This window comes from Novosphingobium sp. SG720 (assembly GCF_012275365.1).
Lineage (GTDB): Bacteria > Pseudomonadota > Alphaproteobacteria > Sphingomonadales > Sphingomonadaceae > Novosphingobium > Novosphingobium rhizosphaerae.
In genome coordinates, this window is record NZ_JAAZQN010000004.1 from 425409 (window position 1) to 452381 (window position 26973).

20 protein-coding genes and 2 pseudogenes are annotated in these 26973 nt (G+C 65.5%); 11 read left to right on the plus strand and 11 right to left on the minus strand.

Annotated features, from left to right (window positions below):
* Positions 1-4: 4 nt before the first annotated feature.
* Both FHW94_RS23740 and FHW94_RS16775 read left to right on the plus strand, forming a co-directional pair.
* The gene (locus FHW94_RS23740) at positions 5-1108 is read left to right on the plus strand and encodes a glycosyltransferase family 1 protein (RefSeq protein WP_168556947.1); all 1104 of its coding nucleotides are present in this window, start codon (positions 5-7) and stop codon (positions 1106-1108) included.
* Positions 1105-2604 (plus strand): oligosaccharide flippase family protein, encoded by a 1500-nt coding sequence (locus tag FHW94_RS16775; RefSeq protein WP_168556948.1) that lies wholly within the window; start codon positions 1105-1107, stop codon positions 2602-2604. The genes FHW94_RS23740 and FHW94_RS16775 overlap by 4 nt, the downstream gene beginning before the upstream one ends.
* A gap of 30 nt (positions 2605-2634) precedes the next feature.
* Here FHW94_RS16775 and FHW94_RS16780 read toward each other — a convergent pair whose 3' ends face one another.
* The 3 genes from FHW94_RS16780 to FHW94_RS16790 form a co-directional block, all read right to left on the minus strand.
* Positions 2635-3276: a hypothetical protein gene (locus FHW94_RS16780; RefSeq protein ID WP_168556949.1), complete on the minus strand. Its 642-nt coding sequence runs from the start codon at positions 3274-3276 to the stop codon at positions 2635-2637.
* 95 nt (positions 3277-3371) lie between these two features.
* On the minus strand, positions 3372-4034 hold the full coding sequence (locus FHW94_RS16785) for a hypothetical protein (RefSeq protein WP_349237538.1): 663 nt from the start codon (positions 4032-4034) through the stop codon (positions 3372-3374).
* On the minus strand, positions 4031-5026 hold the full coding sequence (locus FHW94_RS16790) for a sterol desaturase family protein (protein ID WP_168556950.1): 996 nt from the start codon (positions 5024-5026) through the stop codon (positions 4031-4033). Before FHW94_RS16790 ends, FHW94_RS16785 begins: the two co-directional genes overlap by 4 nt.
* A 391-nt stretch (positions 5027-5417) precedes the next feature.
* Here FHW94_RS16790 and FHW94_RS16795 point away from each other — a divergent pair, with 391 nt between their 5' ends.
* Positions 5418-6230, plus strand: coding sequence for an APH(3')-I family aminoglycoside O-phosphotransferase (locus FHW94_RS16795; protein ID WP_168556951.1), 813 nt, complete (start codon positions 5418-5420; stop codon positions 6228-6230).
* A 17-nt stretch (positions 6231-6247) separates the two neighbouring features.
* Here FHW94_RS16795 and FHW94_RS16800 read toward each other — a convergent pair whose 3' ends face one another.
* Entirely contained in the window at positions 6248-8125 is a 1878-nt protein-coding gene (locus tag FHW94_RS16800; protein ID WP_168556952.1) for an ABC-F family ATP-binding cassette domain-containing protein, read from the minus strand.
* 27 nt (positions 8126-8152) lie between these two features.
* Positions 8153-8932, minus strand: a complete 780-nt coding sequence (locus tag FHW94_RS16805) for an SDR family oxidoreductase (RefSeq protein ID WP_168556953.1) — start codon at positions 8930-8932, stop codon at positions 8153-8155.
* A gap of 195 nt (positions 8933-9127) precedes the next feature.
* Between FHW94_RS16805 and FHW94_RS16810 the strand changes: the two genes are divergently transcribed.
* The 5 genes from FHW94_RS16810 to FHW94_RS16830 all read left to right on the plus strand — a co-directional run bounded on the left by FHW94_RS16810 (position 9128) and on the right by FHW94_RS16830 (position 17363).
* Positions 9128-10252, plus strand: a complete 1125-nt coding sequence (locus tag FHW94_RS16810; RefSeq protein WP_168556954.1) for a hypothetical protein — start codon at positions 9128-9130, stop codon at positions 10250-10252.
* Positions 10234-11469: an efflux RND transporter periplasmic adaptor subunit gene (locus tag FHW94_RS16815; RefSeq protein WP_168556955.1), complete on the plus strand. Its 1236-nt coding sequence runs from the start codon at positions 10234-10236 to the stop codon at positions 11467-11469. Before FHW94_RS16810 ends, FHW94_RS16815 begins: the two co-directional genes overlap by 19 nt.
* Before the next feature lie 39 nt (positions 11470-11508).
* Complete coding sequence (locus tag FHW94_RS16820; RefSeq protein WP_246866187.1) at positions 11509-13071, plus strand: glucan biosynthesis protein; 1563 nt, start codon at positions 11509-11511, stop codon at positions 13069-13071.
* Complete coding sequence (mdoH, locus tag FHW94_RS16825; RefSeq protein WP_168556956.1) at positions 13068-14978, plus strand: glucans biosynthesis glucosyltransferase MdoH; 1911 nt, start codon at positions 13068-13070, stop codon at positions 14976-14978. Before FHW94_RS16820 ends, mdoH begins: the two co-directional genes overlap by 4 nt.
* Before the next feature lie 69 nt (positions 14979-15047).
* Positions 15048-17363: an EAL domain-containing protein gene (locus tag FHW94_RS16830; protein WP_168556957.1), complete on the plus strand. Its 2316-nt coding sequence runs from the start codon at positions 15048-15050 to the stop codon at positions 17361-17363.
* A gap of 69 nt (positions 17364-17432) precedes the next feature.
* On the opposite strand, the gene FHW94_RS16835 is transcribed toward FHW94_RS16830, so the two are convergent.
* Positions 17433-18182 (minus strand): SDR family oxidoreductase, encoded by a 750-nt coding sequence (locus tag FHW94_RS16835; RefSeq protein ID WP_168556958.1) that lies wholly within the window; start codon positions 18180-18182, stop codon positions 17433-17435.
* Here FHW94_RS16835 and FHW94_RS16840 point away from each other — a divergent pair.
* Positions 18181-19176: an AraC family transcriptional regulator gene (locus FHW94_RS16840; protein WP_246866188.1), complete on the plus strand. Its 996-nt coding sequence runs from the start codon at positions 18181-18183 to the stop codon at positions 19174-19176. The two genes, FHW94_RS16835 and FHW94_RS16840, sit on opposite strands and share 2 nt — an antisense overlap.
* A gap of 48 nt (positions 19177-19224) precedes the next feature.
* Here FHW94_RS16840 and FHW94_RS16845 read toward each other — a convergent pair.
* Both FHW94_RS16845 and FHW94_RS16850 read right to left on the minus strand, forming a co-directional pair.
* Positions 19225-19372 (minus strand): annotated as a pseudogene (locus tag FHW94_RS16845) (transposase); the annotation flags it as partial.
* A 143-nt stretch (positions 19373-19515) separates the two neighbouring features.
* Positions 19516-22068, minus strand: coding sequence for a TonB-dependent receptor (locus FHW94_RS16850; protein WP_168556959.1), 2553 nt, complete (start codon positions 22066-22068; stop codon positions 19516-19518).
* 173 nt (positions 22069-22241) lie between these two features.
* Here FHW94_RS16850 and FHW94_RS23370 point away from each other — a divergent pair.
* Both FHW94_RS23370 and FHW94_RS16860 read left to right on the plus strand, forming a co-directional pair.
* A pseudogene (locus FHW94_RS23370) lies at positions 22242-22691 on the plus strand (IS5 family transposase); the annotation flags it as partial.
* Positions 22692-22904: 213 nt separating this feature from the next.
* Entirely contained in the window at positions 22905-23234 is a 330-nt protein-coding gene (locus FHW94_RS16860) for a hypothetical protein (RefSeq protein ID WP_168556960.1), read from the plus strand.
* A gap of 173 nt (positions 23235-23407) precedes the next feature.
* Here the strand turns inward: FHW94_RS16860 and FHW94_RS16865 are convergent, their stop codons facing one another.
* The 3 genes from FHW94_RS16865 to FHW94_RS16875 all read right to left on the minus strand — a co-directional run bounded on the left by FHW94_RS16865 (position 23408) and on the right by FHW94_RS16875 (position 26940).
* Entirely contained in the window at positions 23408-24916 is a 1509-nt protein-coding gene (locus tag FHW94_RS16865) for a hypothetical protein (protein ID WP_168556961.1), read from the minus strand.
* A 43-nt stretch (positions 24917-24959) separates the two neighbouring features.
* Entirely contained in the window at positions 24960-25706 is a 747-nt protein-coding gene (locus FHW94_RS16870; protein ID WP_168556962.1) for an acyltransferase, read from the minus strand.
* An 88-nt stretch (positions 25707-25794) separates the two neighbouring features.
* A complete protein-coding gene (locus FHW94_RS16875) occupies positions 25795-26940 on the minus strand; it encodes a glycosyltransferase (protein ID WP_168557023.1) in 1146 nt (381 codons plus the stop codon).
* Between the last annotated feature and the right edge of the window lie 33 nt (positions 26941-26973).

Consider the following 26973-nt stretch of genomic DNA (forward strand, 5'->3'; position numbering starts at 1 on the left):
CCTCGTGCGCACGATCGCCTTCAACGGCAAATTCCGCGCGGGCAAGCACAACGGGGTCTGGCGCGTGTCGGATCGCCTGATCCGCGAGGTAGACAGCCTGCTGGCCGATATGCCCATGGCGGCACGGCCCGATGTCCGGGTGATCGTGCCGGCCGGCTGCCCGGCGGCCGAACCCTATCGTGTGATCCGGGTGGAGGAAGATGGCCAGGGCCCCAGCCAGAGTTGGGAACAGCGGCGGCTTCCGGCGCTGGCGCGGGGCAGCCTGCTCGTCAACCTCGCCAACCTGGCGCCGGTGTTCCATCGCCCCAAGGTGACGATGCTGCACGATGCCCAGTTCTGCCGGCCGGACTGCTCCTATCCCTGGCGCCAGCGCATGGGCTATCGCCTGCTGGCCCCGCTGATGGCGCGGTCGAGCAAGCTGGTGCTCACCGTGTCGGACTATTCGCGCCATGATCTTGCCGGATATGGCGTGATCGGCGGTGGACGCGTGGAAATCCTTCATAACGGTGCCGATCATATTCTGGAGATGGCCGCCGATGCCGGCGCCCTGGCGCGCCTGGGGCTGATCACGGGCGAATACCTGCTGATGTTCGGCAGCGTGAAGGCCTACAAGAATAACAAGGTGGTGTTCGATGCCCTGGCGCTCGCCGCGCAGGCGCATGCGGCGGGACTGGGCTGGCCGCCGCGCCGCCTGGTGATCGTGGGGCCAGGCCGCGCCGCGCTGGAAAATGCCGGGCTGGTGCCGCCGGCCGATGCGGTCTTTGCCGGCGGGTGCGACGATGCCGTGCTGCGCGCACTGTATGAAGGCGCGCAGGCGCTGCTGTTCCCCTCGCGCACCGAAGGGTTCGGACTGCCCCCGGTCGAAGCGATGCTTTGCCGATGCCCGGTTATCGCCGCCCCCTGTGGTGCCGTACCCGAAGTGTGCGGGGCGGCCGCGCTCATGGCCGATCCGGATGATCCCACCGCCTGGCTTGAACAGATCGGTGCGCTGGAAGACTCTGCCACGCGGGCAACCATGGTGGCCGCCGGCCTGGCGCGGGCCGGCCGCTATACCTGGGTGGGGGCAGGGCGAAACCTGCTCAACCTTTTGATGGAATGCGCCGCGTGAGCGGGGCCTTGGGCGGTTCGACACTGCCAGCGCCCGCACGCGCGTTGCTGGGGCGGATAGGTGGCTGGTGGCGCGGCGGCAGCTTTACCGCCGTGATCGCCATGGCCGCGCGGGCCAGCAGCCAGTTGGCGCTGCTGGGTGTCACCCTCGTTGCCACGCGCACGCTGGCGCCGGCCGATTTCGGGGTCTTCGCGATTGCGGCCGCGCTGCTCACCCTGTCGCGCACGATGCTTTACACCGGGCCCTTCGAATATGTGCTCAAGGCGCCGCAGGCCGATGGGCCGGCGGTGGCCAGCGCCGGGCTCGCTGCCAACCTGGCCGTGGCGCTGGGCTGGGTCGTGCTGCTGTGCGGCGCCGGGCTTGCCGCACCTTTCGTGTTTCGTGGGCCTGGCGTGGCGCTGCTGCTGTTCTGCCTGGCGCCGTCCAATCTTCTCGCCGCCCTCGCCGGCTGGGAAGAGGCGATGCTGCTGCGCGGACAATTGGTGCGCCGCTACTATGCCATCACTGTCGTGACCGAAATCGCGGCCGGCCTGGGGGCTGCTCTCCTGCTGGTGCTGGGCTGGGGGCTGTGGGCGCTTGTGGCGCAAGTCTATGCGCGGCTGGTGATCTTCATCGTCGCCTATCGCGCCGTGCTGGTGCTGCCGCCGCTGCCGCGCCCATCTGTGCGCGAGACGCACAAGGTGCTGGCCTGGTCGTGGAGCCGCTATGGCTCCGTCATGGTTGGGTTCCTCGCCAATTACAGCGGCGACCTGCTGCTCGGCGCGGTGTTCTCACCGGCGGCATCGGGGCTCTATCGCGCCGGCAACCGCGTGGTTTCGGCCCTGGCCGACATGTTCGTGCAGCCCGCCGGCCTGCTCGTCACCACCGGCCTTGCCGCAGAGCGAGCGCGGGGCGGCGCCGGCGATGGCGCCTGGCTGCGCCTGTCGGGCCTGTTCGGCGCGCTGTGCTGGCCGGCCCTGGCCGGATTGGCCGTGGTGTCTGACGAGATTGCCCCCGTCATGCTCGGGCCTGCCTGGGCCGGTGCGGGGCCGATCATCGCGGTGTTCTGCGTGGCGCGTATGGCGGCGCTGCCGATTGCTGTCGCTTCGTCCGTGCTGGTGATCGAAGACCGGCAGAACCGCGTGCTGTGGATTCAATCCGCTGCCGCCATCGCCACGGCGGTGCTTACCTTGGCGCTTGCCAGCCAAGGTCCGATTGCGGCCGCCTTTGCCACCACCCTGGTCGCGCTGGGCTGGGCCGCGGCCCTTGCCGTGGCAGCCTGGCGCGCGCGCCGGGTTCATGGCGGGGCGCTGGGTGATCTGGCGCTGCTCGTCCTGTGGCCCACGCTGGCGACGCTGGGCCTGGCCTGGGGCGGTCGCCTGCTGGCGCTGCACTGGCACTTGCTCCCGGGGCAAACGCTGGGCCTGGTTGTCCCGCTCGGCCTTGCCGGCTGGTGCCTCTCCCTCCACGCTGTCCGCCGCGCCCTGCGCGCAGGGATCGCGGCGCTGGGGCGGTAAGGGGCGCAGCCATGCGGCGGCATGTGGTGATCAAGAAGTCTTGTCCGGCGCTTGCTCGACCACAAAGCGGGCCGTCATGCGCCTAACTGTCGGCACTGGTTGGCCGGCAAAGTTGACAATCGTGCCAAGTGTGGCGCTGCCTGCCAGCGTGGCGCAGGCAGCGCGCGCAAGAGGTGGCGACAGGATCTCTGTTGGCTTTGGCGCGGTGAGAACGGCGGCGGCACAGGGGCCCGGCTTGCCGTCGGCCGACACAGCCAGGTCGACCGCCACTCTCGATCTGCTGGGCACCCCGGCAGGGAGTGCGGCCACTTGTATCTCAAGATCGACCTGGGCCGGCATCCCGGCATCGAGGCCGTCGCCGGTCGCCCAACGAACCCAGTTGCGATACGTGCCATAGGCGGCGTTGCCATCGGCATCGCGGGCGGGCGTAAATTTCCCCCGTTTGAGAAACAGGGAGCAGGTCCGTTTCTCGGCTGGGCTCTGTTCGACGAAACCGCGAGCGCGGACAACGCCGATCACGTGGCAGGTTTCCGGTTGGCCAGTCGGCGATACCAGCACTTCGATATCGACGATCGCGCTCTGCCCGGCGTCCACCATGCCCTGGGGATAATCGTCGGGGGTGATTACGGTGTCGGCATTCATCAGCGCCGTCGCGGCAAGCGCCCCGGCCATTGCAAGCAACATTGGCACGCCCATCCTCCCACGGCTCAAAGCGCTGGATTAGGCATGCCGGTGCACCTTGCCAAGGCGAGACGTTTGCGGCGCGCCTATTCGGCGCCGAGCAAGCTCTTGCACAGACGGGCCTTGACGAGCCGGGCCTCCAGGATGCGCCCGATCACATAGAGCAGCGCAAACAGGCTGGCAAAGACATAGGCCGAAGTGGGCGAATACTTGTCGCCCTTGCGATCGGGCTTCTTGCCGTCCTTTTCGGGGGCGGGCGCGCCAAGCGCCTTGTCGATGGGATTCATCGGCCGGACGTCGTCCTTCTTGGCGTCCTTTTTCTTGTCCGCCTTGGCTTTTGCCGCCGCTTCGGCTGCCGGCTTTTGCCATTGACCCACCGCGATCGTCAGCTGCGCAAAGGCCAGGAACAGCAGCGGTGCCAGGAAGCACAGCAACAGAGCACGGCTGACCAAATGATAGCGGAGCACCGGGCCGGCGCTGTCCTGTTCCACTTGCAACAGGCCGTTTTCGAACACCGCCAGCTTGTCTTGCGAGGCTGGATCGATCTTGGTGAAGCGCAAGGCTTCGCCGCCACGCTGCTGGCTGGTGCCCGGCTGGCGCAGCAGCGGCTCGAGCCTGGCAAAGGCTTCCTCGCTGGTTTGTCCGGGCGGCAGGTCAACGCTGCCGCGAATATGCCAGATCCAATCGATGAAGCGCAGGTTCATGGCCGATCCATGGCGTGCCGAGGGCAGGGCGATGGCGTTGCTCATTCTGCCGGCACCGCGGTGGCTTCGTCCTGCCCTTGCCGGGCGAACTTGCCCTTGATGGCGCGCCAGCCCTCGGTGAAGGGAAAGGTCATCTGCTCGCGCAGGCCCATGCGGCGGCCGCCTTCCATGCCCAGCAGTTCGGCTTCACCATCGATGCAGGTGCCAAACATACGGTCAATGAAGATATAGGTGTTGGTATAGTTGCTGCGCGTCGCTTCAAAGTCTTGCGAATGGTGCAGGCTGTGATGTTCGGTGGTGTGGAACAAGAAGCGCCACCAGCGCGGCGAATTGAACCGCACGTTGATATGCTGATAGCTGCCCACGGCCAGGCCGATCGCGCCGGCCAGCAGGAATGCGCGGGGCACGAAATCGAAGAACCCGCCGATGCCCAGGCCGATCAGGAACAGTTCGATCGGATTGCCCACGGCGCCCTTGTTGATGTTGAGCTGGGTAATGTAATGGTGCACCGAGTGCGGCAGCCACAGCGGATACCAGTTGTGCATGCCGCGATGCATCCAATACTGCCCGAAATCAAAGATGAACGAGATTATGAAGGCCTGAAGCAGTATCGGCAGGCCGGTGAACCAATCAAAGCTTTTCCAGTGAAAGGAATCCTGGATGGCCCCAACCATCACATCGGAACCGATAAAGCCATCGACAAGGCGCAGAACGGTGTAGCCCAGGCCGACATAGAACAGATCGGTGGTTACCTCCTTCCACGTCAGTTGCCAGCTTTCATGGCGCGGAAAGAAGAATTCCAGGCCCAGAAGAAACACGCGGAAACCGATGCCGATGCCGATCGCGGTCGATGCCTTGGCGATGGAATTTGGCGCATAATACCAGAACAGGATCAGCGCGAAGAGCACAGTGGGTTGAAACCACGAGAAAAACAGCCGCTTGACCGGGCCGCCTTCCACGCGCGGGATGTTTTCCCAGCCCACCGTGACCGGTGCCTGGGTGCCAATCAACCGCTTGCCGACCCGAATGCCTTCCATCTGCCTGCCCTCGTAATACTTGGGTACCTGTGTCAGTAATACTAACTGATCAGATGGTAATACGGATCGAATGCTTCGTCTATACCATATTGCATATGCTTATTGATGGATTTGCGTTGAAAATACGCCGGTTTGCGCATTTTGGGCCCGGCGCGATGGTGCAGTGCACCGTTTGCGGGGGCGATGGTTGGGCCAGGCACGCTGCCGTCGTCCCGATTCGCGCCAGGAAATTCTCTTGCCTTGCACAACCGGAATCGTCCGAGCACAGGCCAGGCTGCGGCCGGCCGGCGCTGCGCCAAGGCAGCTGTTCCGCATCACGCGCTGTTGTTGCCAGGCAATCGAGCGCTATTCTCCGTGCCATGGACATCGCATTGACGAGGCGCTGGATACGGTGACATCCGATCGTGAGAAACTTTGTGCGGCGCCCGCCCTGCCGGCCGGACTGGCGCAAGCGCTGGAGGGCTATGCATGGGCGCGCGACCTGGTCGGTGAATCCGGCGGCGCGGTTTACCGGCTCCATGGCAAGCCGGGCGCGCCTGAACTCTATCTCAAGCACGGCCTTGGCTCAGTTGCCGATGCCATCACCGACGAAATGGTCAGGCTCCGCTGGCTGGCCGGCTACGTGCCGGTACCGCCGGTGCTGCACTTTGCCAGCACCCCAAGCGAAGCGTGGCTGGTCACCGCAGCCTTGCCGGGCGAGACGGCCTTTCAGGCGCTCCAGGCACGGCCGGCGGAACGGATGGCGATCGTCGATGCGCTGGCCGCCTTTCTGCGACGGTTCCACGCGATCCCCGTCAGCGAATGCCCGTTCAACAGCGATCATGCCTTGCGGCTTGGCCTGGCGCGGAACCGGATCAATGAAGGACTGGTCGAAGCGGATGAATTCGACGCGGCGAGAGAAGGCTGGAGCGCGGAACAAGTCTGGCAGGCAATGCAGCAGCTGCTACCTCTCGCGCCCAGTCCGGTCGTCACGCACGGGGACTTCTCGCTCGACAATCTGTTCATCACCGGGGGCGTGGTCACCGGCTGCATAGACACGGGCCGGGCCGGTATTGCCGACCGCTACCAGGACCTTGCGATCCTGTGGAACTGCCTGGGAGAGTTCGCGGGGGAATTGCAGGACAGGTTCATGGTCGCTTACGGTGAGCCGGATATCGATCAGGGCAAGCTGCAGTTTCACCTGATGCTGGATGAACTGTTCTGATTGAGGCGGCTTGGCCCTTAGCTTTCGACCTGCTCGCTCCATTGCAGCCACTGCGCTTCCACGCGGGCAAGTTCGGCCTCCAAGTCATCGCGCAGCTTGCCCAGCGCCCCCAGGTTCATCCCCGCCAGCGCCTTGGGCGCCTTGGCCGGATCGGCCAGGGTGGCATCGACTTCGGCGATGCGCGCCTGCAGCTTGGCCATGTCCTTTTCGGCCTTGCTGATCTGCTTGCCCAGTTCGCGGCGGGCCTGCCAGGCGGCCTGGGTGGCGGCCTTGTCGGCTTCGGCCTTGGGGCTGGCCGCCGTGGCCTTGGCCGGGGCATCGGCCTTCGGCTGGTTCCGGCCCAGGACGAAGTCGATATAGTCTTCCATGCTGCCGTCATAGGGCACGGCCGCCCCGTCATCGACCAGCACCAGGCGGTCGGCCGTCATTTCCACCATATGGCGATCGTGGCTGATCAGGATCACCGCGCCCTGATAGGCATTGAGCGCCTGGACCAGCGCCTCGCGCGCGTCGACGTCGAGGTGGTTGGTCGGTTCGTCGAGGATCAGCAGGTGTGGCGCATCGCGGGTGACCAGCGCCAGCGCCAGCCGTGCGCGCTCCCCGCCCGAAAGGCGCGAAACCTCGGTCGTCGCCTTGTCGCCGGAAAAACCGAAGCGGCCCAGTTGCGCGCGCACGGCGGCGGGCGTCTTGCCCGTCATCGCGCGGGTCATGTGCAGCAGCGGCGTGTCCCCACCGGCCAGTTCCTCCACCTGGTATTGCGTGAAATAGCCGATGGCGAGCTTGCCCGACGTGGTCATGCCGCCTTCCATCGCAGGCAGTTGCCCGGCGAGCAAGCGCGCCAGCGTGGTCTTGCCGTTGCCGTTGCGGCCCAGCAAGGCGATGCGATCATCCGGATCGATGCGCAGGTTCAACCGCTTGAGGATCGGCGTATCGGGCACATAGCCCACCGCGGCCATATCCAGCGTGATCAGCGGCGGGCGCAACTCGCTGGGGCTGGGGAAATCGAACGTCAGGCTGGGATCTTCCAGCATGGCCATCACCGGCTGCATCCGCGCCAGCATCTTGGCGCGCGATTGCGCTTGCTTGGCGGTGGAGGCACGCGCACTGTTGCGGCGGACATAGTCCTGCAGCTTGGCCCGCTGCGCGTCCTGCGAGGCCTTGGCCGCGGCGGCTTGCGCCGCGCGTTCGGCGCGCTGGCGCTCGAAACTGTCATAGCCGCCGGCATAAAGCGTGATCTTGCCGCCTTGCAGGTGAAGGATATTGTCGACCACGTTGTTGAGCAGGTCGCGCTCGTGGCTGATCACGATCAGCGTGCCGGGATAGCTGCGCAGGAAATTTTCCAGCCACAGCGTCGCTTCCAGGTCGAGGTGGTTCGATGGTTCGTCGAGCAGCAGCAGGTCGGGCTGGGAAAACAGCAACGAGGCGAGCGCCACGCGCATTTTCCACCCGCCCGAAAAACTGTCGAGCGGCTCGGCCTGCATCGCTTCGGTAAAGCCCAGGCCGATCAGGATGCGCGCCGCGCGTGCCGGGGCGGTATAAGCATCGATCGCGATCAGTCGCTCGTGCACGTCGGCCAGCCGATCGGGATCGGTGCAGATCTCGGCTTCGTCCAGCAGGGCGGCGCGCTCGGCATCGGCGGCCAGCACGGTTTCGAACGGCGTGGCCGTGCCGGTGGGCGCTTCCTGCGCGATATAGCCCAGGCGGGCGCGGCGGGGCATGTCCACGCTGCCTTCGTCGGGCTCGATCTGCCCGATCAGCACTTTCATCAGCGTGGACTTGCCCGCGCCATTGCGGCCGATCAGCCCCACCCTTGCGCCCGTGGGCAAAGTGGCAGAGGCGCGATCGATGATGGTGCGGCCGCCAAGGCGCACGGTGATGCCGGAAATCGTGAGCATGGCCGTGCGCCTAGCGGCCCCGCGCGTTTAGAACAAGCCGCGATAGGCGCCGCCGTCCAAGGTCAGGCATTGGCCCGAGATATAGCCCGCCTGCGCCGCGCACAGGAATGCGCAGGCATCACCGAATTCGCCCGGTTGGCCGATGCGCCCGGCCGGGCCGCGTGCGCCGATGCGGGCATAGGCCTCGTCCAGGGTGATCCCATCCTCCTGCACATAGCGCTGCGCCAGGCCGGCCAGGCGATCGGTGTCGAACGGGCCGGGCAGCAGGTTGTTCACCGTCACGTTGTCGGCCACGCAATCGAATTGCAGCACTTTGGCCATGGCCATCAACCCGGCGCGGGCTGAAACCGACAGGCCCATGTCGGCTTGCGGCATCAGCACCTGGGCCGAAGTGATGTTGACTATACGGCCGAACTTGCGCGTGCGCATGCCGCCCACCACGGCTTTGATCAGGGCCAGCGGGCTGAGCATGTTGGCCTGGAGCGCGGCGAGGAAATCGGCTTCTTCCAGCACGTCGAGCTTGCCGGGCCGTGGGCCGTGGTTGTTGTTGACCAGGATATCGGGATCGGGGCACGCGGCGAGCAGCGCGGCACGGCCATCGGCGGTGTTGAGATCGCCCACCACCGGCGTGACCTGCGCCCCGGTTTCCGCGTGGATGCGCGCGGCCGCCGCGTCCAGGCGGCTGGCGTCGCGCCCGTTGATCCACACTTGCGCACCTTCGCGCGCCAAGGACGTGGCACAGGCCAGGCCCAGCCCCTTTGACGAGGCGCAGACCACTGCCTTGCGCCCGGTAATGCCAAGATCCATCGTCACTTCCTTTGTCTGCGGGATTGCCTGCCGATCTATCGCAACCGGCGCAGGGAACAAGCGGGGGCGATGATGCGTTCGCACATATGCTGAAACGCCCCGTCCATGCGCCGAAATGCATGGCAAGCATTTTGGCAGCCCCGCCATTTGATTGCCACACGGTGATATTTTGCTAATCGCCAGCCGGTGCTCCGCGTGAAACCATCCAACCTTGCCGGCAGGGTGACAGCCCTTGCCCTGGCCTTCAGCTGTGCTGCCTGCGCGGTTTCGACCCCGCGCGTGGTGGAGCCTGACCTGCCGCCGGTGGAAAGCGCGCAGGCCGATGCCGCGCCATGGTGGACCGCGGCGGGCGATCCCGTGCTGGCCCAAGTGGTGGCGCAGGGGCTGGCGCATGATCCGGTGCTGGCCTGCAGTGCCTGGCACTTGCACGACGATGCCGCGCGTGCCGATGCCCGGCGGCGGCATCTGGGCGGGCGGCTGGCCGGGCTGCTCAGCAAGGAGCGCGTGGCCGACGGGCCGCCTGCTGGCGCCTATGCCCACGCGGCCCTGGTCAACACGCGCGCTGCCGCTATGGCAGAGGCCTATCTTGCCGTCCGCCTCGCGCAGGCGCGCCTCGCCGCGCGCCGGGCCGCTGTCGCCCCCTGGCAAGACAATGCCGAGATTGCCCGCTTCCGCCGCGAGGCGGGCCTCGTCTCGGCGATCGATGGCGCGCTGGGCGGCGTGATGGTCGATCTCGATGCCGATGCCGTGACGCAGGCGCAGACCGAGCTGTCGCAGGCATTGGCCCGGCTGGCGCAGGAAACGGGCCTGTCGGCAGAGGCCTTGCTCGTGTTGCTGGGCGACGGCGCGGCGGTGCCCGCCCTGGCCGACATTCCCGATGCCGCGCCGCGCCGTGCCGCCCTGTTGGCGCTGCGCCAGCAGCAGGGACAGGCCGTGGTGCAGGGCAAGGCCAGCCTGGACGAGGCGCGCGCTGCCCTGGCCAGCGCCACGGCCGCCGGCGCAGAAGAGATCGACAGTGCAACCAAGGCCCTCGCCGCCGCACAGGCCCTGGTTGCCGCCAGCGCGCGCACGCTCGCCCAGGCCGATCGCACCGTGCGCGATGCGCGTGCCGGCTATCGGGCGGGGACGGAAACCTTTGCCACGCTTTATGTTGCCGAGGCATCGGCGCTTGCCGCGGCGGAGGCCGACGCTGCCGCCCGCAGCGGCCTTGCCCGGGCGCACGTGCGGCTGTGGGCGGCGCAGGGCCTGGGTTGGACTTCGGCCGATCTTGCGCCGGCCGCACCAGGCGAAGCACCCGCACGATGCCCGGCGCAGCCATGACCGAGCGCGATCTCGACGATTTCCTGGGCGCCCGTCCGCGCCGGCGCTTGGCGCGCTGGGGCATGGTGCTGGCGCTGCTGGCAGCCGGCGTCGCCGCCTTGTGGCTGTTCGTGCGGTTCGTCGATGGTCCGGAATTGCCCTATTACACGGTTCCGCTCGAACGCGGCAGCCTGACCCCGGCATTGAGCGCCACGGGCACCTTGCACGCGGAAGATGAAGTGATCCTGCGCGCGCCGCAGGGCGGGGTGGTGCACAGCCTGCTCGGCCCGGGCGATGGGGTCGTCCGCGCGGGCCAGCCCATCGCGATGCTCGATACCGCCCCGTTCGAGGCCGACCTGGCCAGTGCCGAAGCCACGCGGGCTGCCGCCGAGGGCACGTTGGCCGCCGCGCAGGCCGATGTGGATGGCGCACGCGCGCGACTGGAACGCTATGACGGGGTTTGGCGCCGTTCGGGTGGACGGGTGCCCTCGCTCAACGAAATGGATGGCGCGCGTGCCGAACTTTCGCGCACCGCCGCGGCGCTGGCCACGGCCACGGCAGCCTTGGCCAAGGCGCGCAACGATGAAGTGCTCGCCCGTCGCCGCTTGGCCGACGCCACGATCCGTGCGCCGTTCGATGGTCTGGTCGTTGCCCGCGCCGTGGCGCCGGGCCAGCTTGTCCAGCCCGGCATGCCGCTGCTTTCGCTTGCCACCGGGCTCGATCGCCTGGTCGTGACCGTGCCGTTGCCAGCCGCCGATGCACAGCGCCTGGCCCTCAATGCCCGCGCCCGCGTGCTGCTGTCGGGCATGGCAGACAAGGTGCGCACCGCGCGCCTGGTGCGGATCGATCCCACCGACGATACCCGTGGGCTTGACCGGCTGGCGGTCTTCGCGCTCGATCCCGTAACCGGTGGCGAGGGCACGCCTCTGGTGCAACTGCGCCCCGGCATGGCGGCCACGGTCGAGATTGACCTGCCCGCGCGCGAGGGCGTCCTGCTTGTTCCCAACGCGGCCTTGGGCTTTACCCCCGAAGGCGTGCCGGCGCGAAACGGGGCGATCTATGTGGTGGCCGACGACAACGAGCCGCGCCAGGTGGCGGTTGCCACCGGGGCCAGCGATGGCAAGCGCACCGAAGTGCTCGCCAGCGGGTTGGAGCCGGGCGTGCAGGTCATCATCGGGCGCCGGGCACCCGGTGCCTCGCCTTCGGCCCGGCCCGCTGCACCAGCGTCCCGGCCATGAAGCGCGAAACTATCCAGCAGAGTCAGCGTTAGGGCAGGCATGACCGATCCCACCGATTATCCCCCCATCGACTTTTCCGGGGCTCCATCGGCCAACGGCCTGTCCCGCCGCGCATTGGGTGGCATGGCGCTGGCATTGGCCGGCCTTGCCGCTTTGCCCGGCCGCGTCATGGCGCAAGGGCCCGGCAATCTTGGCCCTGCGCGGTCCTTTTCCTGGGACAGCCTGGTGGCCCGCGCCCAAGGTTCGGCGCGCCGTGCGTTCGTTCCGCGCACCGTGTCGCGTCATGCCGCCCCCACGTTCGACGATGCGGCGCGGCTGACCTATGGCGATGCGCAAAGCCTGCCCGGCCATGTGCGCCTGTTTCCCACCCGGCTGGAGACCGCGCCCTTTGCCGTCGCCGTCAATGTGGTGGCAGGGGGGCAGGCGCGGGCAGTGGTCAACACGCAGGGCCTGTTCGGGGCGGCGCAGAACGTCGATCCCGCCGGTTTTCGGGTCATGTATGCCGATGGCCACGCCGATTGGCTGGCGTTCCTGGGGGCGTCCTACTTCCGCGCGGCCGGGGAAAAGGATCAGTTCGGCCTTTCCGCACGCGGCATCGCGGTGGACACTGGCACGATGCCCGGTGCCGAGGAATTTCCCGAATTCACGGAATTCTGGATCGAGGATCTCGGCAGCGAACAGGGCACGCAGCACATGGTCATCCATGCCCTGCTCGAAGGCCCGTCGCTGACGGGGGCCTATGCGTTCGACACGCGACAGACCCAGACCGGTGTGGTGCAAGACGTCAAAGTGGCGCTCTTCCTGCGCAAGGACGTGGCGCGGCTCGGCATTGCGCCGATGACCAGCATGTTCTGCTTCGACGAAGCGACCACGATGGATCGGCGGGACTGGCGCCCCGAAGTGCACGATTCCGATGGCCTGGCGATATGGATGGCCAATGGCGAGCGTATCTGGCGCCCGTTGGAAAACCCGCCGGAGCCGCGCACCAACACGTTTCGGGCGGACTCGGTCAAGGCCTTTGCCCTGGTGCAACGCGACCAGGTGTTCGACCATTACCAGGACGATCTCAATTTCTACGATCGGCGCCCCTCGCTCTGGGTGGAACCCCAAGGCGATTGGGGGGCAGGGGCCGTGGTGCTCTATGCCTTTCCCACGATTTCCGAAACGGTGGACAATGTGGCGGCCTTCTGGCTCAGTGATCGCCCGGCCAAGGCGGGTCAACGCCAGGACTTTGCCTATCGCCTCACCTGGACCAGCCGCGATCTGGCCGCCAATGCCAACGCCCGCTGTATCAAGGTCTTCGTCGGGCCGGGCGGGGTGCCGGGCGGCGATCCCATTCCCGGCGCCACGCGCTATGTCCTCGATTTCGAAGGCGAGGCGCTGGCCGGGCTCAACCGTGGCAGTGGCGTGAGCGTGGAAGTTGACCTGCCCGCCGCGGCCGTCTTGCACAGGGCGGTGGGCCCGATCGCCGGGCGCGACAAGCAGTGGCGCGTAACGCTCGATATCAAGACGCAGGGCCTCGCCCAGCGCGAGTTTCGCCTGTTCCTCAAGCGCGGCAGCGGCGCGCTCAGCGAAACGGTGATCAAGGCCGTGCAACCATGACCGCCAGCCCGCCGCTCCGGCCCGTCGCCCCGGCGCTTCCGCCCGAAGCCCCGCTCGACATGCCGGTGCAGCGCCTGTTCGGCAATGCGCCCGCGCGGCGCGAGGTGGAAACGCGGCCCCATGGGCTGATGGTCAAGCGCTGGTTGCTGATCGCGCTGACCGCGGTTCTCGGCTTGGCGGCATCGAGCGAAGTGCGCGTGGCCTTCTCGCGCGACGGGCTCAACGCAATCGAAGTGGTGCTGCTGCTGTTCTTCGTCCCGTTGTTCAGCTGGGTGGCGTTCGGCTTTGTCAGTTCGACGATCGGTTTCGTGCAACTGATCAGCGGCGCGCATCCCGGTTTCGTCCCCGTGCCGTCACCGGCCGCCAGCCTGGCGCACCGCACGGCCGTGCTCATGCCGGTCTACAACGAAGACGTCGACGCCGTTTTCGCACGGGTAGAGGCCATGGCCTTTGCGATCGATCGTGCCGGCGGCGCGCGGTGGATCGATTTCTTCGTGCTCAGCGATTCCAGCGCCCTGCATGGCAAGCGCGAGGAAGCCGCCTGGGCCGAACTTGCCGCCCGCGCGCCGATCAACCTCTATTATCGTCGGCGCGAACAGAACATTGCCCGCAAGCCGGGCAATATTGCCGAATGGGTCCGCCGGTTCGGGGGATCGTATGAAAACATGCTGGTGCTCGATGCCGATAGCGTGATGACCGGGGCGGCCATCGTCGGGCTGGCCTCGATCATGGAAGCGCGTCCCTCGATCGGCCTGCTTCAGACCGTGCCGATGATCACCAACGCCCGCACCCTGTTCCAGCGCTGGATGCAGTTCGCCAGCGAGGCCTATGGCCCGATCGCTTCGGCCGGGCTGCTGTGGTGGAGCGGGGCCGAGGCCAACTTCTGGGGTCACAACGCGATCGTGCGCACCCGCGCCTTTGCCGAAAGCTGCGGCTTGCCCGATCTGCCCGGCAAGGCGCCGTTTGGCGGCCACATCCTCAGCCACGACATGGTCGAATCCGCGCTGTTGCGGCGGCGCGGCTGGGCCGTGCACATGGTGATGATCGGTGGCAGCTATGAAGAATATCCGCCCACCATCGTCGATCACGCGTTGCGCGATCGGCGCTGGATGCAGGGCAACCTCCAGCACTTGCGCCTGATTGGCGCCTCGGGCCTCGCCGCCACCAGCCGCCTGCACCTGCTGATCGGGGCATCGGCCTATCTCACTTCGCCAGGCTGGCTCTTGCTGATCCTGGCCACGATTGCCCAAGTGGCCATGGCCAAAGTGGGCGGGGGCGTGGAAGGCAACGTGCTGATGACGGTGCCGGCAGGCGTGCTGGCGCTCACCGTGCTGCTGCTGTTCGGGCCCAAGCTGATGGGGCTGATCTGGATCCTCGCCGATGGGCAGCGCTGCGCCGCGTTTGGCGGCCCGTGGCGCGCGCTCAAGTCAGTCCTGGCCGAACTGGTGCTGTCCACGCTGTTCGCACCCGTCTCGATGGTCTTGCAGATCAAGGCGCTGCTTGGCCTGCTGCTGGGCATCCCTTCGCAATGGAACGCGCAGAACCGCGATGCGCAGGCCATTTCGCTGCGCGCCATCCTGCCCGCCATGCGCGAGCATATCCTGCTGGGCCTGGCCTTTGCCGGCACCTTGTGGCTCGATACCGTAACCGCGATGTGGCTGCTTCCGCTCACCATCGGCCTGCTGGGCGCGCCCTGGCTGGTCAGCCTCACCTCGCGCGAGGATCTGGGCGAAGCGGCCGCGCGGCGGGGGCTGTTCCGCGTGCCGGCCCGCACCATGCGCGTGGGCCGGGCCGAAGTGCCAGATCCGGCTGGCGATGGGCCGGCTGGCGACGGGCCGGCCGGCAATGGTCCCGCCGGACAGACCCTGCCGGATGGCGAATCCGCCTTTGCGCAAAAACACGGATAGGCTGCTTGGCAGGTTCTTGCCGGCGCACGGCTAAGCCGGGCAGCCGTGTTTGCTGCCAGGAGCCCGTTCGTGCCATTGGGCGTCGTCAATCGTATCACGATCCGATCGTTCGTTCTGGGCAGCTTTGCCGTGCTGCTGCTGGTGGCGCTGACTGCCGTTCTGGTTCCCGTGCGGTCGGCCATCGATGCCGATCGCCATATCCAGCAGATCGAGCACGACGTGATCCCCCGTCTGGTGCAACTCGATCACATCAAGACAGCCGTGACCGGCGCGCGCCAGCACATGGCCAAGGCGCTGATCGACGGCTCGCCCGAGCGCCATAGCGCCGAAACCACCGCCACGCGCGAAGCGATCATGGAGGCCGATCGGCTGATCCAGCGCTATCGCGACACGATCCGCGAACCGCAGGAACAGGCGCTGTTCGTGCCGGTGGAGGCGGCCTGGCACGAATGGAAAGCCGCGCGCGAAGGCGTGCTGCGCCTCACCTTGCGCGATTATGCCGCGGCCGCCGCGCTTTACCAGGTCGATGCGCCGCGCGTGGGCGAAAACGTGGGCAGCGCGGTCGATGCCCTGATCCGTCACCAGCAGGGGCGCTCGATGGCCGTGGCGCGGGCAGAAGCGCACAATATCCGCCAGGCCGTGCGCCTGGCCGTGGGCCTTGGCGCGGTGATGGTGGCAGTGGCCGGCCTGATCATCGCCTGCCTGCTGCAACGCGTGACAACGCCGCTGGTGCGTCTGGCCGATGCCATGCGGGCCATGGCCCAAGGCGCGCTGGACCATGCCATTCCCGGCGCCCAGCGCAGCGATGAAATCGGCGCGATCAGTCAGGCGCTCCACGCGATCAAGCGGCTGGTGGCGCAAAAGGTGCGCGAAAAGGCCAACCAGGAACTTGCCGTGCAACGCCGCCTGGCCGAGCAGGCGCGCGAAGAGGAGCGCAAGCGCGAGGTGGTGATCGATCGCATTTCCTGCGCGCTTTCGGCCATGGCCAAGGGGGATCTGGCCCAGGCCCAGCCCAATCTGCCCGCCGAATACGAGCGCATTTCCCGCGATTTCGAAACGACCATCGGCCAATGGTTGCAAGCGCAGGATGCCGTGGAATACCTCGCCTCGCACGACACGCTGACCGGCCTTGGCAATCGCAGCCTGGCGCGTCGCGTGCTCGATGAAACCTTGGCCGACGAACCGCCCTATTGCGCGCTCGTCGCGTTCGAAATCGATCGCCTGGCCACGATCAACAAGGTGTTCGGCCCGCCGGTGGGCGACGATATCCTGCGCGAGGTGGCCGATATCCTGCGCCATGTGGCCCATCCGCAAGACGTGGTGTGCCGCGTGGCCGGCAACGAATTCTGCATTATCCAGCGCATGGCCGATGGCCCGGAAGACACCCGCCGCCTGGTCGCCGCCGTGGCCGAAGCCATGGCCGCGCGCTGGGACGTGGCACGCGATCCCAGCGCCGTCGCGCTCAGCACCGGGATCGCCACTTATCCGTGCGACGGCCATTCCCCCGAAACGCTCAAGTCTGCCGTAGTCCTTGCGCTCGATCGCGCGCGCCAGTCCGGCCGTGGGCAGATCTGCTTTTTTGATTCCGCCATGGATGCCTCGGCCAGGGCCAGCCTGCGGCTGGAGGCAGACCTGGCCCATGCCCTGGCGCGCCAGCAGTTTCACCTGGATTTCCAGCCGATCGTCGATCCCGCCACCCATGCCGTGCAGGGCTATGAAGCCCTGCTGCGCTGGTGCCACCCCGATCTCGGGGCGATCGCGCCGGGCGAGTTCATCCCCCTGGCCGAAGCCAGCGGTGCCATCGTGACGATCGGCGAATGGGTGCTGCAACAGGCCTGTCTTGCGGCCAGCCAGTGGTCGGGCGATGCCTTCGTCGCCGTCAACATTTCGCCGGTACAGCTGCAGGTGCTCAATCTGCCAGACATCGTCGCCAGCACGCTGCGCCAGACCGGCCTGGCACCCGCGCGGCTGGAGCTGGAAATCACCGAATCCGCACTGATTGCCAACCGCGATGGTGCCCTGGCCATCCTGGAGCAGATCCGCGCGCTGGGCGTTCATATCAGCATGGATGATTTCGGCACGGGCTATTCCTCGCTCAGCAACCTGCAAAGCTTCCCGTTCAGCAAGCTCAAGATCGACCAGAGCTTCGTCGCCCGCGCCCTGACCGACGCCAAGGCCCGCTCGATCATCCGCGCCGTCGTCGGCCTGGGGCGCAGCCTTGGTCTCCCGGTCCTGGCCGAAGGGGTGGAAACCGAAAGCCAGCGCCAATTGGTAATGGAAGAAGGCTGCGACGAAGCCCAAGGCTACCTGTTCGGCCGCGCCGCCACGCCTGGTCAGACGACGCCCGAGCAGGCGGCCGCGCCCGAACAGGCCAAACGGGCCTGAGAAGCGGTGCGAGGGGGCGGATGCGGGGAGGCCCCGGCTCGTTTCCGCGGCCCGGCACAGGATTGGCGGTCAGTTGGTTGCCGCGAGCGCTACAGCATCTGGCCCCGCAGGAAACCGAAGCCGATCGGTTACATCATGCACGGCGTTCCAAACGCCTTCGGCCACATCGCTCTCTCGCGTGGTCAGTGCCGGCGCGGCGAAGCCTTCCATGATTGGCTTGGCGAAGTCGGCGTACTCGCCCGGGAGCAACTGGTCGAATGGAATGATGGCGTTCGCGCCGAAGTTGGTGGTTGGGGCATAGCCGGGCTCGACCAGCTTTACCGAGATACCGAAGTAGGCGAGCTCGTGGGCAAGCGAGCCCGTGAATCCTTGGATCGCCTGCTTGCTCGCGGTGTAGGCGGCTGCCAGCGGAAAAGCGCCGAGCGTGACGCTCGATGTTACATTGACGATGATGCCTGAGCGGCGCGCCCGCATCTGCGGGATGACCGCCTGGCACATCGCCATCACGCCGATCGTGTTGGTCTCGAATAGCTGGCGCACCAGCGACATTGGCGTTGCCTCAAACGCCCCGACCGCGCCGATGCCAGCATTGTTCACCAGCACATTGATGGGACCAGCGGCGTCGATCACCGCCGCAATGCTCGCTTCGTCGGTGACGTCGAGCGGCAGAACCCGCAAGCGGCTGGTGTCGCCAGCGAAATTGGCCGCCTCGGGCCGCCGCATCGTGGCGATCACATCCCAACCCTGCGCCAGGAAATGTTCGGTGATCGCCTTGCCATAGCCTGACGAGGTTCCGGTGATGAGGACGGTCTTGGTCATGTCAGTCTCCAGTTTCGTTGACCAAGAGATAGACGAGGTGATGTGCACGATCTATAATGGGGAATCCACATTAATTTATGGATCGTCCAAGAATATGGATCCTCTCAGCGACATGGTCGCCTTGTTGCGCCCAAGCGCCGCATTGTCGAAGCCGATCTCCGGAAAGGGGCGCTGGGCTGTTCATTACGACGCGCACGACGCGCCGGGCTTTACGATCATCCTCTCGGGCGAGGCGTGGCTGACCGTTGATGGCAAGGAGCCGCTGCGTCTGGCTCAAGGAGATTTTCTCTTGCTGCCGACCACGCCACCCTTCTCGTTGGCAAGCGGGCCTCATATTGCGAGTACACGTGTCACGCCGCGTGACGAAGCCGTCCGGCATGGCGACCCTGATGGAGCGCCTGACTTCGTGGCGTTGGGCGGGAGCTTCGCCTTCGAGCGGGTGAATGCTCCTCTCCTGCTTTCCCTTCTGCCCGAGCGTATCCACATCCCGGCCTCCGAAGGCCGTTCGACACGGTTCGGGCGTTTGATTGATCTGCTGGCTGAGGAATGCGCCACCGATTACCCCGGCAAGGCGTTGATCATTCGGCGCATGCTGGAAACTCTGCTGGTCGAGGCGCTTCGCTGGCGCAGCCTTGGCAGCGAGGCTGTCCCCGCAAGCCTGTTGAACGGGATGCAGGACCCGGCGATCGCTCAGGCGTTACAGGCGATCCATGCCGATGTCCGTGCCAACTGGACAGTGGCAGAACTCGCAAGCGTCGCGGGCATGTCGCGCTCGGCCTTCTCAGCCCGGTTCGGTGAAGTGTTGGGATGCGCCCCAATCGAGTATCTTCTGCGCTGGCGCATGGCGATCGCCAAGGACGCGCTGGCGCGCGGCAACAAGACGCTCGATCGGATCGCAGAAGAGATAGGCTATGGGTCAGCCAGCGCCTTCAGCACGGCGTTTCGCAAGCGGCTGGGCTGCCCGCCAGGCAAGTTCGCACGCGCGGCGGCTTGATCCATGCGATGGAGATAAGAAACGGGACTGCCGAACGGTGCCGCCCGCCCAGGCGCAACCACCCGCCGCAACATACAGCAAGGCGTTCACGACTTTGCGCATGTCCGTTTGTCCGGCGTCGGCCTCCGCGCTTGGCGGCAGCGATGAACGGCGCTACCAAGGCCCACCCCCGGTCAGTCACATCGCTGGAATGGCGCCATCCTTCATTCTATCTCTCTCAGGACGGCGTGAATCACAACGTGCTGTTATTGCTAAACAACCGTTGGGGTGGGCTCTAACAAAGCCGCTTCGGCGAGCCCCGTGGGGGGCTTTGCCGAAGCAGCCTAAAGGTATTCTTTTTTAGAAGAAAAACCGCGCTGAAGCCGAGACCAGGCGGCCATAAAGCGTGCGCGCGGTAGCGACCCCGTTGAGCGGGATGGTCGTTGCGTTCACTTCCTGGATTGCCGTCGTGTTGAAGACGTTCGAGACGTTGACGCCCAGCGAGAGGCGATCAACGGGCCGATACTGTGCAAACAGACCCACAGTCGTGAACCCGGGCATTTTCAGCATATCCGAATCATCGGCATAGCTGGAGGTTTGGCCCCCCACGTTAGCCCCGACAGTGAAGCGATCGGAATCATATTGCGGCGTTAGCGTGTAGAGCAGAGTCGGTTGGCGACGCGGCGTCTTTCCGACCAATTTTATCGGGTTCGCAACCGGGAACAAGGTGTTGGAGAACGCAGGCGCATCGGCCGTGATCTCGCCACCTGTGAGCGTTGCGCTGCCGGCGAGGCTGAACGGACCGTGGTGGACAGAACCCTCGAATTCCGCACCAAAGGTACGATAGGAGCGAGACACCAGCGTTGGCGTCTTGAGGCCGAACGCATCGGGCAGATTCGGAAGGAAGGTTCCCCGCGTGGTCGCGTAGAAGCCGGTCAGATTGAGCGTGATGCCGTTGCGACGGAATTTCACACCGACCTCGCTCTGGCGCACGGAATCGTGCCCTGCATCCTTGTTCAGGAGCGCGCCGGTCCTTGCGCTGATGGCGGGCGAGAACAACAGGGCGTCGGCGCCAGCACGGCCGCCAAGACTGTGGCGGGCGAAAAGGGCGAGGGATTCAGCCATGCGATAGTTGATACCCACCGAATAGGACGCATAGCCATATCTGTAATCGACAGGCTGCGACGCGCTGGGCGAGATGAACGGGATGCCAATGGCCACACCGTTGGCAAAACCCCGTTCAGCCATGTCGAGGATACCGTTGCGATCAACATCGACATTCTGCGAGGCGTTGGCCTGAGCAATGCTGCCCGTAACCCTGCCCCGATCATAACGAACCGAGCCGCCGATCGCCACTTTGCCCTTGTGGAAGTTGAACGATCCATAAGGCGCCAGAACGTCGTAATCCACATTCACGTGGCGGTTGGGGTTCAGCGCATCGTTATACTGCAGCACGCCGTTGCGGAACATATAGACGCCGGAAGGGTCCTGAACATTGATCAGCGCGGAATTGCCATTGCCCACGATATCCTGAATCACGACCGAGCCAAAGTATTCACGGTCAAGCTTTTGCAGCGATTTGTAGACGCCCGCCGTTGTCGTCAGGTCGCCGCCGCCAATCTGCCAAACCTTGCTGGCGCGAAAATCATTGGTGAAGTTTCGCAGGCTGTTGATTTTGGTATGCCCGATGGTGGACAATGCCACGAGCCCATTGCCGCTGACGGTGAGCGGATTGATGGCATGGCCGGCATTGGGGCCGGTGGCATAGGTTGCGGTGCCGCCCGGCGCGATCACGCCAAGCAACACAAAGGGAGCGTTCAGCTGTAGCTGGGGATCAACAATATCGGATTGGCCCGACATGTCCGAATAACGGAAACGCTCCGTAAAGCTCCAGCCGCCCAACCCGAACTGGACTTCGGTGCCAACGCTTTTTGCGCTGACGCGATATCCGTCCTGCGCGTTGGTCGATACGATATTGCCAAAGGCATCCACCTGATTCATGTTTGAGATATAGCGAGACATTGCCGTGTCAGTGACAGCGTTGAACTGCGGCAGGTTGCCATAGATCGGCTTGGCGTCCGTCCCGCTCACCGTCATCGGGCCGGCAATGTAGCCGGGAAACTTGTCATCCAGAAATTTGCCATAAAAGCGGATCGACCCGCCGGCGAACTGCTTGGTTAGGTTGAACTTGATCTGGCCGCCCTGGGTTGCGTTATAACCCGTCTTGCGCGGGCCTTCGCCAGCGCGATAAAAGCCGCCGATGTGGAAACGCCAAGTATCGTTCAAGCGGGTGCCATAGTCGAAATCAGCTCGGTTGCTACCATAGTTAAGGCCGGACGACAGCTGAACTGAGCCGCCCTCGACTTCGCCCGTCTTGGAAATCAGGTTAATCACACCGCCCGGTGCGTTTGAAGCAAACGTCGATGCCGAGCCGCCGCGGATTGAATCGACCGACGCGACGTTGAGGTCCGCACGCACGAAAACATCCGCTCCCATGTTCGCGAGATCGCCGAATTCCAGCACGGGCAGGCCGTCTTCCTGAATCTGGAGATATTTCGCACCACCGTTGACCAGGGGTAGGCCGCGCACAGTATAGGCATTCATGCCTTCGCCCGAGCCGCCTTCGACCCGAATGCCCGGAATGTTGCGGAAAAGATCATCGAGCGACCGGGGAGCCAGCTTCGCGATCTCATTTTCCTTGAGCGAACTGGTCGAAGTGGCGCTGTCGAGACGATCGCGCGCGCGAGCAACACCAGTTGTCACCATATCGCTGTCATTGTCCGCGCGGCTTGCTTCCCAAGCGGTCAATGGCTTTTCATTGTCGCGGGCAAGAGATGGCGCGCTGTGAAGCATAAGGGCTATAACGCAGATGGATGAGCTGTGATTGGCAAGATTTCTATAGTTAGTATTCATAAATACCTCATCTCCCCGCAAGAAGGTATTTTTACCTTATTCAGGGTGGCAGTCATATTTTGCTGAGGATTATTTAAGATACAGCCATTCCGCGAATGGTCGATTTACTTAGACCTGAAAGCCCGTTTGGGAATGGGGTTGAGCGTCGGCGGCATGCGTGATTCAAGCTCGGGATGTGGACCCGAGCGAGCCGTGGCCGGATGGCTGAACGAGAGAAGCAAGCGAAGCTCTATCCGACTGATCTGACGGATGCGGAGTGGGAGATCGTCCGTCCGTTCCTGCCGACGCCACCGAAGCGCGGATGCAAGCCCACGACGGACCTGCGCGAAGTGCTGAACGCCTTACGGTATCTCGCTCGTTCGGGCGGCGGCTGGCGGATGCTGCCCAAGGATTTCCCGCCATGGAAGACAGTCTACTGATGGTTTCGCCGCTTCGTGCGCCGCCTCCTGTTTCGCACGATCCACGACGTGGCGCTGATGCTCGACCGGGAGAGCGAGGCGCGCGAGCAGAGCCCTTCGGCAGCCGTGGTTGACAGCCAGTCGATCAAGGCGCCCTCGGCTCCGTCAGGCGGCGGCTATGACGCTGGCAAGCGGATCAAGGGGCGCAAGCGCCACACCGCTGTCAGAGGCCGTGAAGCGCGCGGTTCTTTTTTAACTGTGGGAAGGTCGTATTGTTGGCGAGGCGCGGGTCGTGGAATGAAGCCCGCCGCTGTCACCGACCCGTTTGGTCGCACTAGGCGCCAATCGCCACTCGCCACTCCCAACCAAGAATGTGACTCTTCGCCCAGGTGTCGTTGCGAACAATGACACCTGCCCCAGTAGAAGGTACAAGATGACATGCGGAAGGGGACATTAGTTGCAGCAAGCTTGTTTGCGTTCATTGGCTCCTGTGAGCCGACATTGGCGCGGCAGGACGGTTCTGAGCAACATCGAATAATCGTTGCTGCGCTGTCGAAATTTGAGCACTCTCCAGTTGAAATTTTGGCATATACCCAAGAGAAGCGTGCAGGCCACAATGTCATTTGCGGGATATATCGCAAAATTGGCAGAAGTGGCTCAGCAAGCCTATTCGGCTGGATCGACAACAAACTGGTAATGCGTTTTGGCCCAGATTGGAATCCTGCGACGATCTGTCTGATCAAGCACTACAATGCGCCTATGCCTTGAGTATTACCCCATCTGCATTATGGTGAGCAGCGTTGAAACTGGCTTATCGGCGCCTAGCCCTGAATCATGAACGAACGCTCGCTAGCGACGTCATGATCAAGTGCGCTGAACGTCCCGGATAGCAGCGTCAATCGCCATTGATAGCGCGTGACTGGAAATGGCCACTCCCCCCACTACTCTGCCGGCTGGGTAGAGAACGCAGGCCCGGGCATGGCCGAGGCCAGCGCCATGGCGGGCGAAAGCTGCAAGGGCGGCAACTGGCGCACCGGCCCGCGCCAGGGCGTGAGGCGGGGCACGATCGGGCGCAGGGCCAGGGCGGCGCCGGTCAGGATGGCAAAATCGGTGCCCGGATCGCACGTGGGGGAAGAGAGCGAGGCCACCAGGGCGTCGATCACCGCCGCCCAGGCACAGGCGGCCCCGGTGGACAGGGCTTGGTCGGGCGAGGGCACGTAGGTCGAAAGCCGCGTCGGCTTGAACGCGCTGACCAGGTGCACGATCATCGCCGTCGCCCCGATCAGACCGGTGCAACCCAGAATGGCGGTGGCCAAGCTAGAGGAGCGGAAGCTGCCGGGCCCGATCCCGATGCCATGGGTTTCGACAAAGGCGTGCCACCCCTGCCAAGCCCAGAAGCCACGCTGCTCGCCTGAAAGCGATTGGCCCTTATCCACTGTCATGTGGCGCAAGAGATCGGCCGCCTCGTTCACCAGCGCCGGGTGGGCGATCATCATGCCGGTGATCAGCACCACCATCGCCAGCCCCGCGCCAGCAATGATCAACGCGCGATCGGCCGGCATGGCGCCGGGCAAGAGCAGACTGCGCGCTAGGACCATCGCGGCGTAGAGGCCAAGGCCGACATAGGCGGTGGTCGCCGTGCTGCACAGCAGCGCTGCTGCCAGCAGGAACGCCGCCGGCCCGGTATAGCGCGTGTCCACGCGGCGCATCCAGCATTCGAACAGGAACACGAACCAGTTGATGCCGAACCAGGCAAAGCCCGAAGCCTCGGGCCAAAGCCCCGCCATGCGCACGAACCCGCGATAGCTGTGGTCCAACTGGGCATAGGAGCCGTTGCGGAACAGGGCGAGCACGGTGTCCACCGGCGTGCCCTTGGCCACCACGCTGACAAAGCCGATTATGGCATGGACCAGCCCGGCAATCGCCATGGTGCGCACGAACACGCGCCGCCCGCGCTCGCCGCTGCACACCACGTGGGCGGCCATCGCGGTCAGCAACGTGCCCACGAGATAGACGGTGGTGGTGATATTCTGCGCGGAAAAGCCCAAGGGGCGGGTGGAATAGATGTAGGATCGCATGGAGATATAGCGCGCTTCCACTTTGCCGCGCATCGGCGTCACGTCGATCTGCCCGGCAAACAGGCGCGGGCCGATGAAAGCCAGCGCCGCGCCATAGAGAATGAAAGTGGCCAGCCAGATATTGGCCCGCGCCGCCTGGCCCACCGCCGCCCCGTGTCCCGCGCCGGGCACCAGCAGGCGCAGCGCCATGAACGCCAGCGCAAACTGCACCGGCGGGATCGACGACCCGCCCAGCATCGGCAACACGATCGCCGCCGATCCGCCGAACAGCGCCGAAACCAGCAGGAAGGCGAACATCGCCTCGATCGAACCGGCCAGGAACAGGCCCAGGCCAAACAGCACCTGGATCGCGCCGATGAAGGTCAAAATCATCTTGGGCTCCGCACCAACGAAACGGAAGAGAACCGGCCTGGCATCACGACCGCACGAAATCGGCCGAGCAGCGCACGGCCTTGACGAAGCTGGCCGGATTGCCGCGCCATACCTGGCCGGCGGGAATGTCGCTCGCCACCACCGATCCGGCGGCCACCACGGCATGATCGCCGATCGTGACGCCAGGCAGCACGATCACGCCGCGCCCCAGCCACACGTTGCGTCCCAGCCGGATCGGCGCCACGCGCACCGCGCTGCCTTCGTGGACGGGGTGGTGGTTCGTGTCGCACAGCACGCAATCCGGGCCGATCCGGCAATGTGGCCCGATCTCGATCGCGCTGTGGCAGATCACCTGGACGCCGGTGTTGAGAAAGGCACGGTCGGCCAGGGTCACCCCGGCGCCGCGCGCCACCTCGATCCGCACCGGCGCCACATCGCAGCGCAAGTTGACGCGCGCGCCGATACTGATCCGGCCCTGGCCCACAAAGCGCGGGCGCCGGCCATGCACGAAAAAGCGCGGTCCCGGCCGGGTTCCGCGCAAGCGCAGCGCCAGGCGGGCGGCCAGCGTGGCCAGTCGATTGCCCGGCTGGATCGCCCGCGTCAGCCGCGCGATGCGGCCGCCCGTTTCCGCGCTCGCCACAAGTCCCGTACTGGCCCAAGCCGCTTCAACAGAAACGCTTTCCAGCTCTCGCGCATCGGGGGTGCCAAGCGGCAGCGCGTGGGAAACGGCGCCATCGCGTGGCGCAACTGGCGGTTCGGCGGGTATGGGCTGGGCAATGGTGGTGGCCATGGGCATCCCCTGGATTGAACGTGGCAAGAACAAGGTGCGGCCGCCCAGTGCCGGAAGGGCACCGCGCGCCATGGGTGCGATCAAGGTGTCATTCCAGAGCGGCGAGCAGGCCGTCGTCGAAGCGGTCAGGCGCAAAGCGACGCACATCGGCCATGGCCGCGGCTGGATCGAAATGGGGCAGCCAGGCCTCCATCGCTTCCACCCCGGCAATCAACGATTCCACGCTTTGGCTGGCAAAGAACTGTCCCGAAACGTCCTGCGTCACGCTGTCGAGCGCGCCGCCGCCGGCATAGGCCAGCACCGGCCGTCCCGATGCGATCACTTCCACCGGCACGATCCCGAAGTCTTCTTCGGCCGGGAACACCAGCGCGCGGCACTGGGCATAGGCGCGGCGCAAGGCATTGAAATCCAGCCGTGGCAGGATCGTGATATTGGGCCCGGCGCGGCGTCGCATGGCAGCGGCCATCGGCCCATCGCCCACCATCACCAGCGGCAGCCCCAGCGCATTGAACGCATCGATCGCCAGGTCGGGCCGCTTGTAGGGCACCATTTGCCCCACCCACAGCCAGGCCGGGCCCACTGCGTTGGCGCCGAATTGCGCAGAAGCGCCGAACAGGTCGACCTCGACCGGGGGATGCAGCACGTCCGCTTCGCGGCGCCAGGCCTTGGCAATGCGCCGCTGGACGAAGTGCGAATTGGCCAGGATGCGATCCACCCGCGCGGCCGAACTCATATCCCAGGCGCGCAGGCGATGGCACAGCAGCGGCATGACCGCCCGGCTCACCATCCCGGCCGCGTCGCGATAATCGTGGTAGTGGTCCCACAGATAGCGCATCGGCGAATGGACATAGCTCAGATGCAAGGCATCGGGCGCCGTGATCACGCCCTTGGCCGGCCCGCTTTCGCTGCTGATCACCAAGTCATAGCCGCGCAGGTCCAGTTGTTCGAGCGCCATGGGCATGAGCGGCAGATAGCTTTGATAGTGCCGCCGCGCGCCCGGCAGGCGCTGGATGAAACTGGTGGTCACCTTGTGGCGGCGGATCGTGTCGGACATTGCGCCCGGATCATAGACATGGGTGAAGATATCGGCCTGGGGGAACAGGCGCAGCAGCCGTTCCAGCACGCGCTCGCCGCCGCGCATCGTCACCAGCCAGTAATGCACGATGGCCACGCGGGCAAAGCGGCCGCGCGGATCGGCGCTGGGCGCCGCCGCGGGCGGTGCCAGCCGACCCATCGCACGCGCGCCGGCGGTTGCCGAACCCTGGTC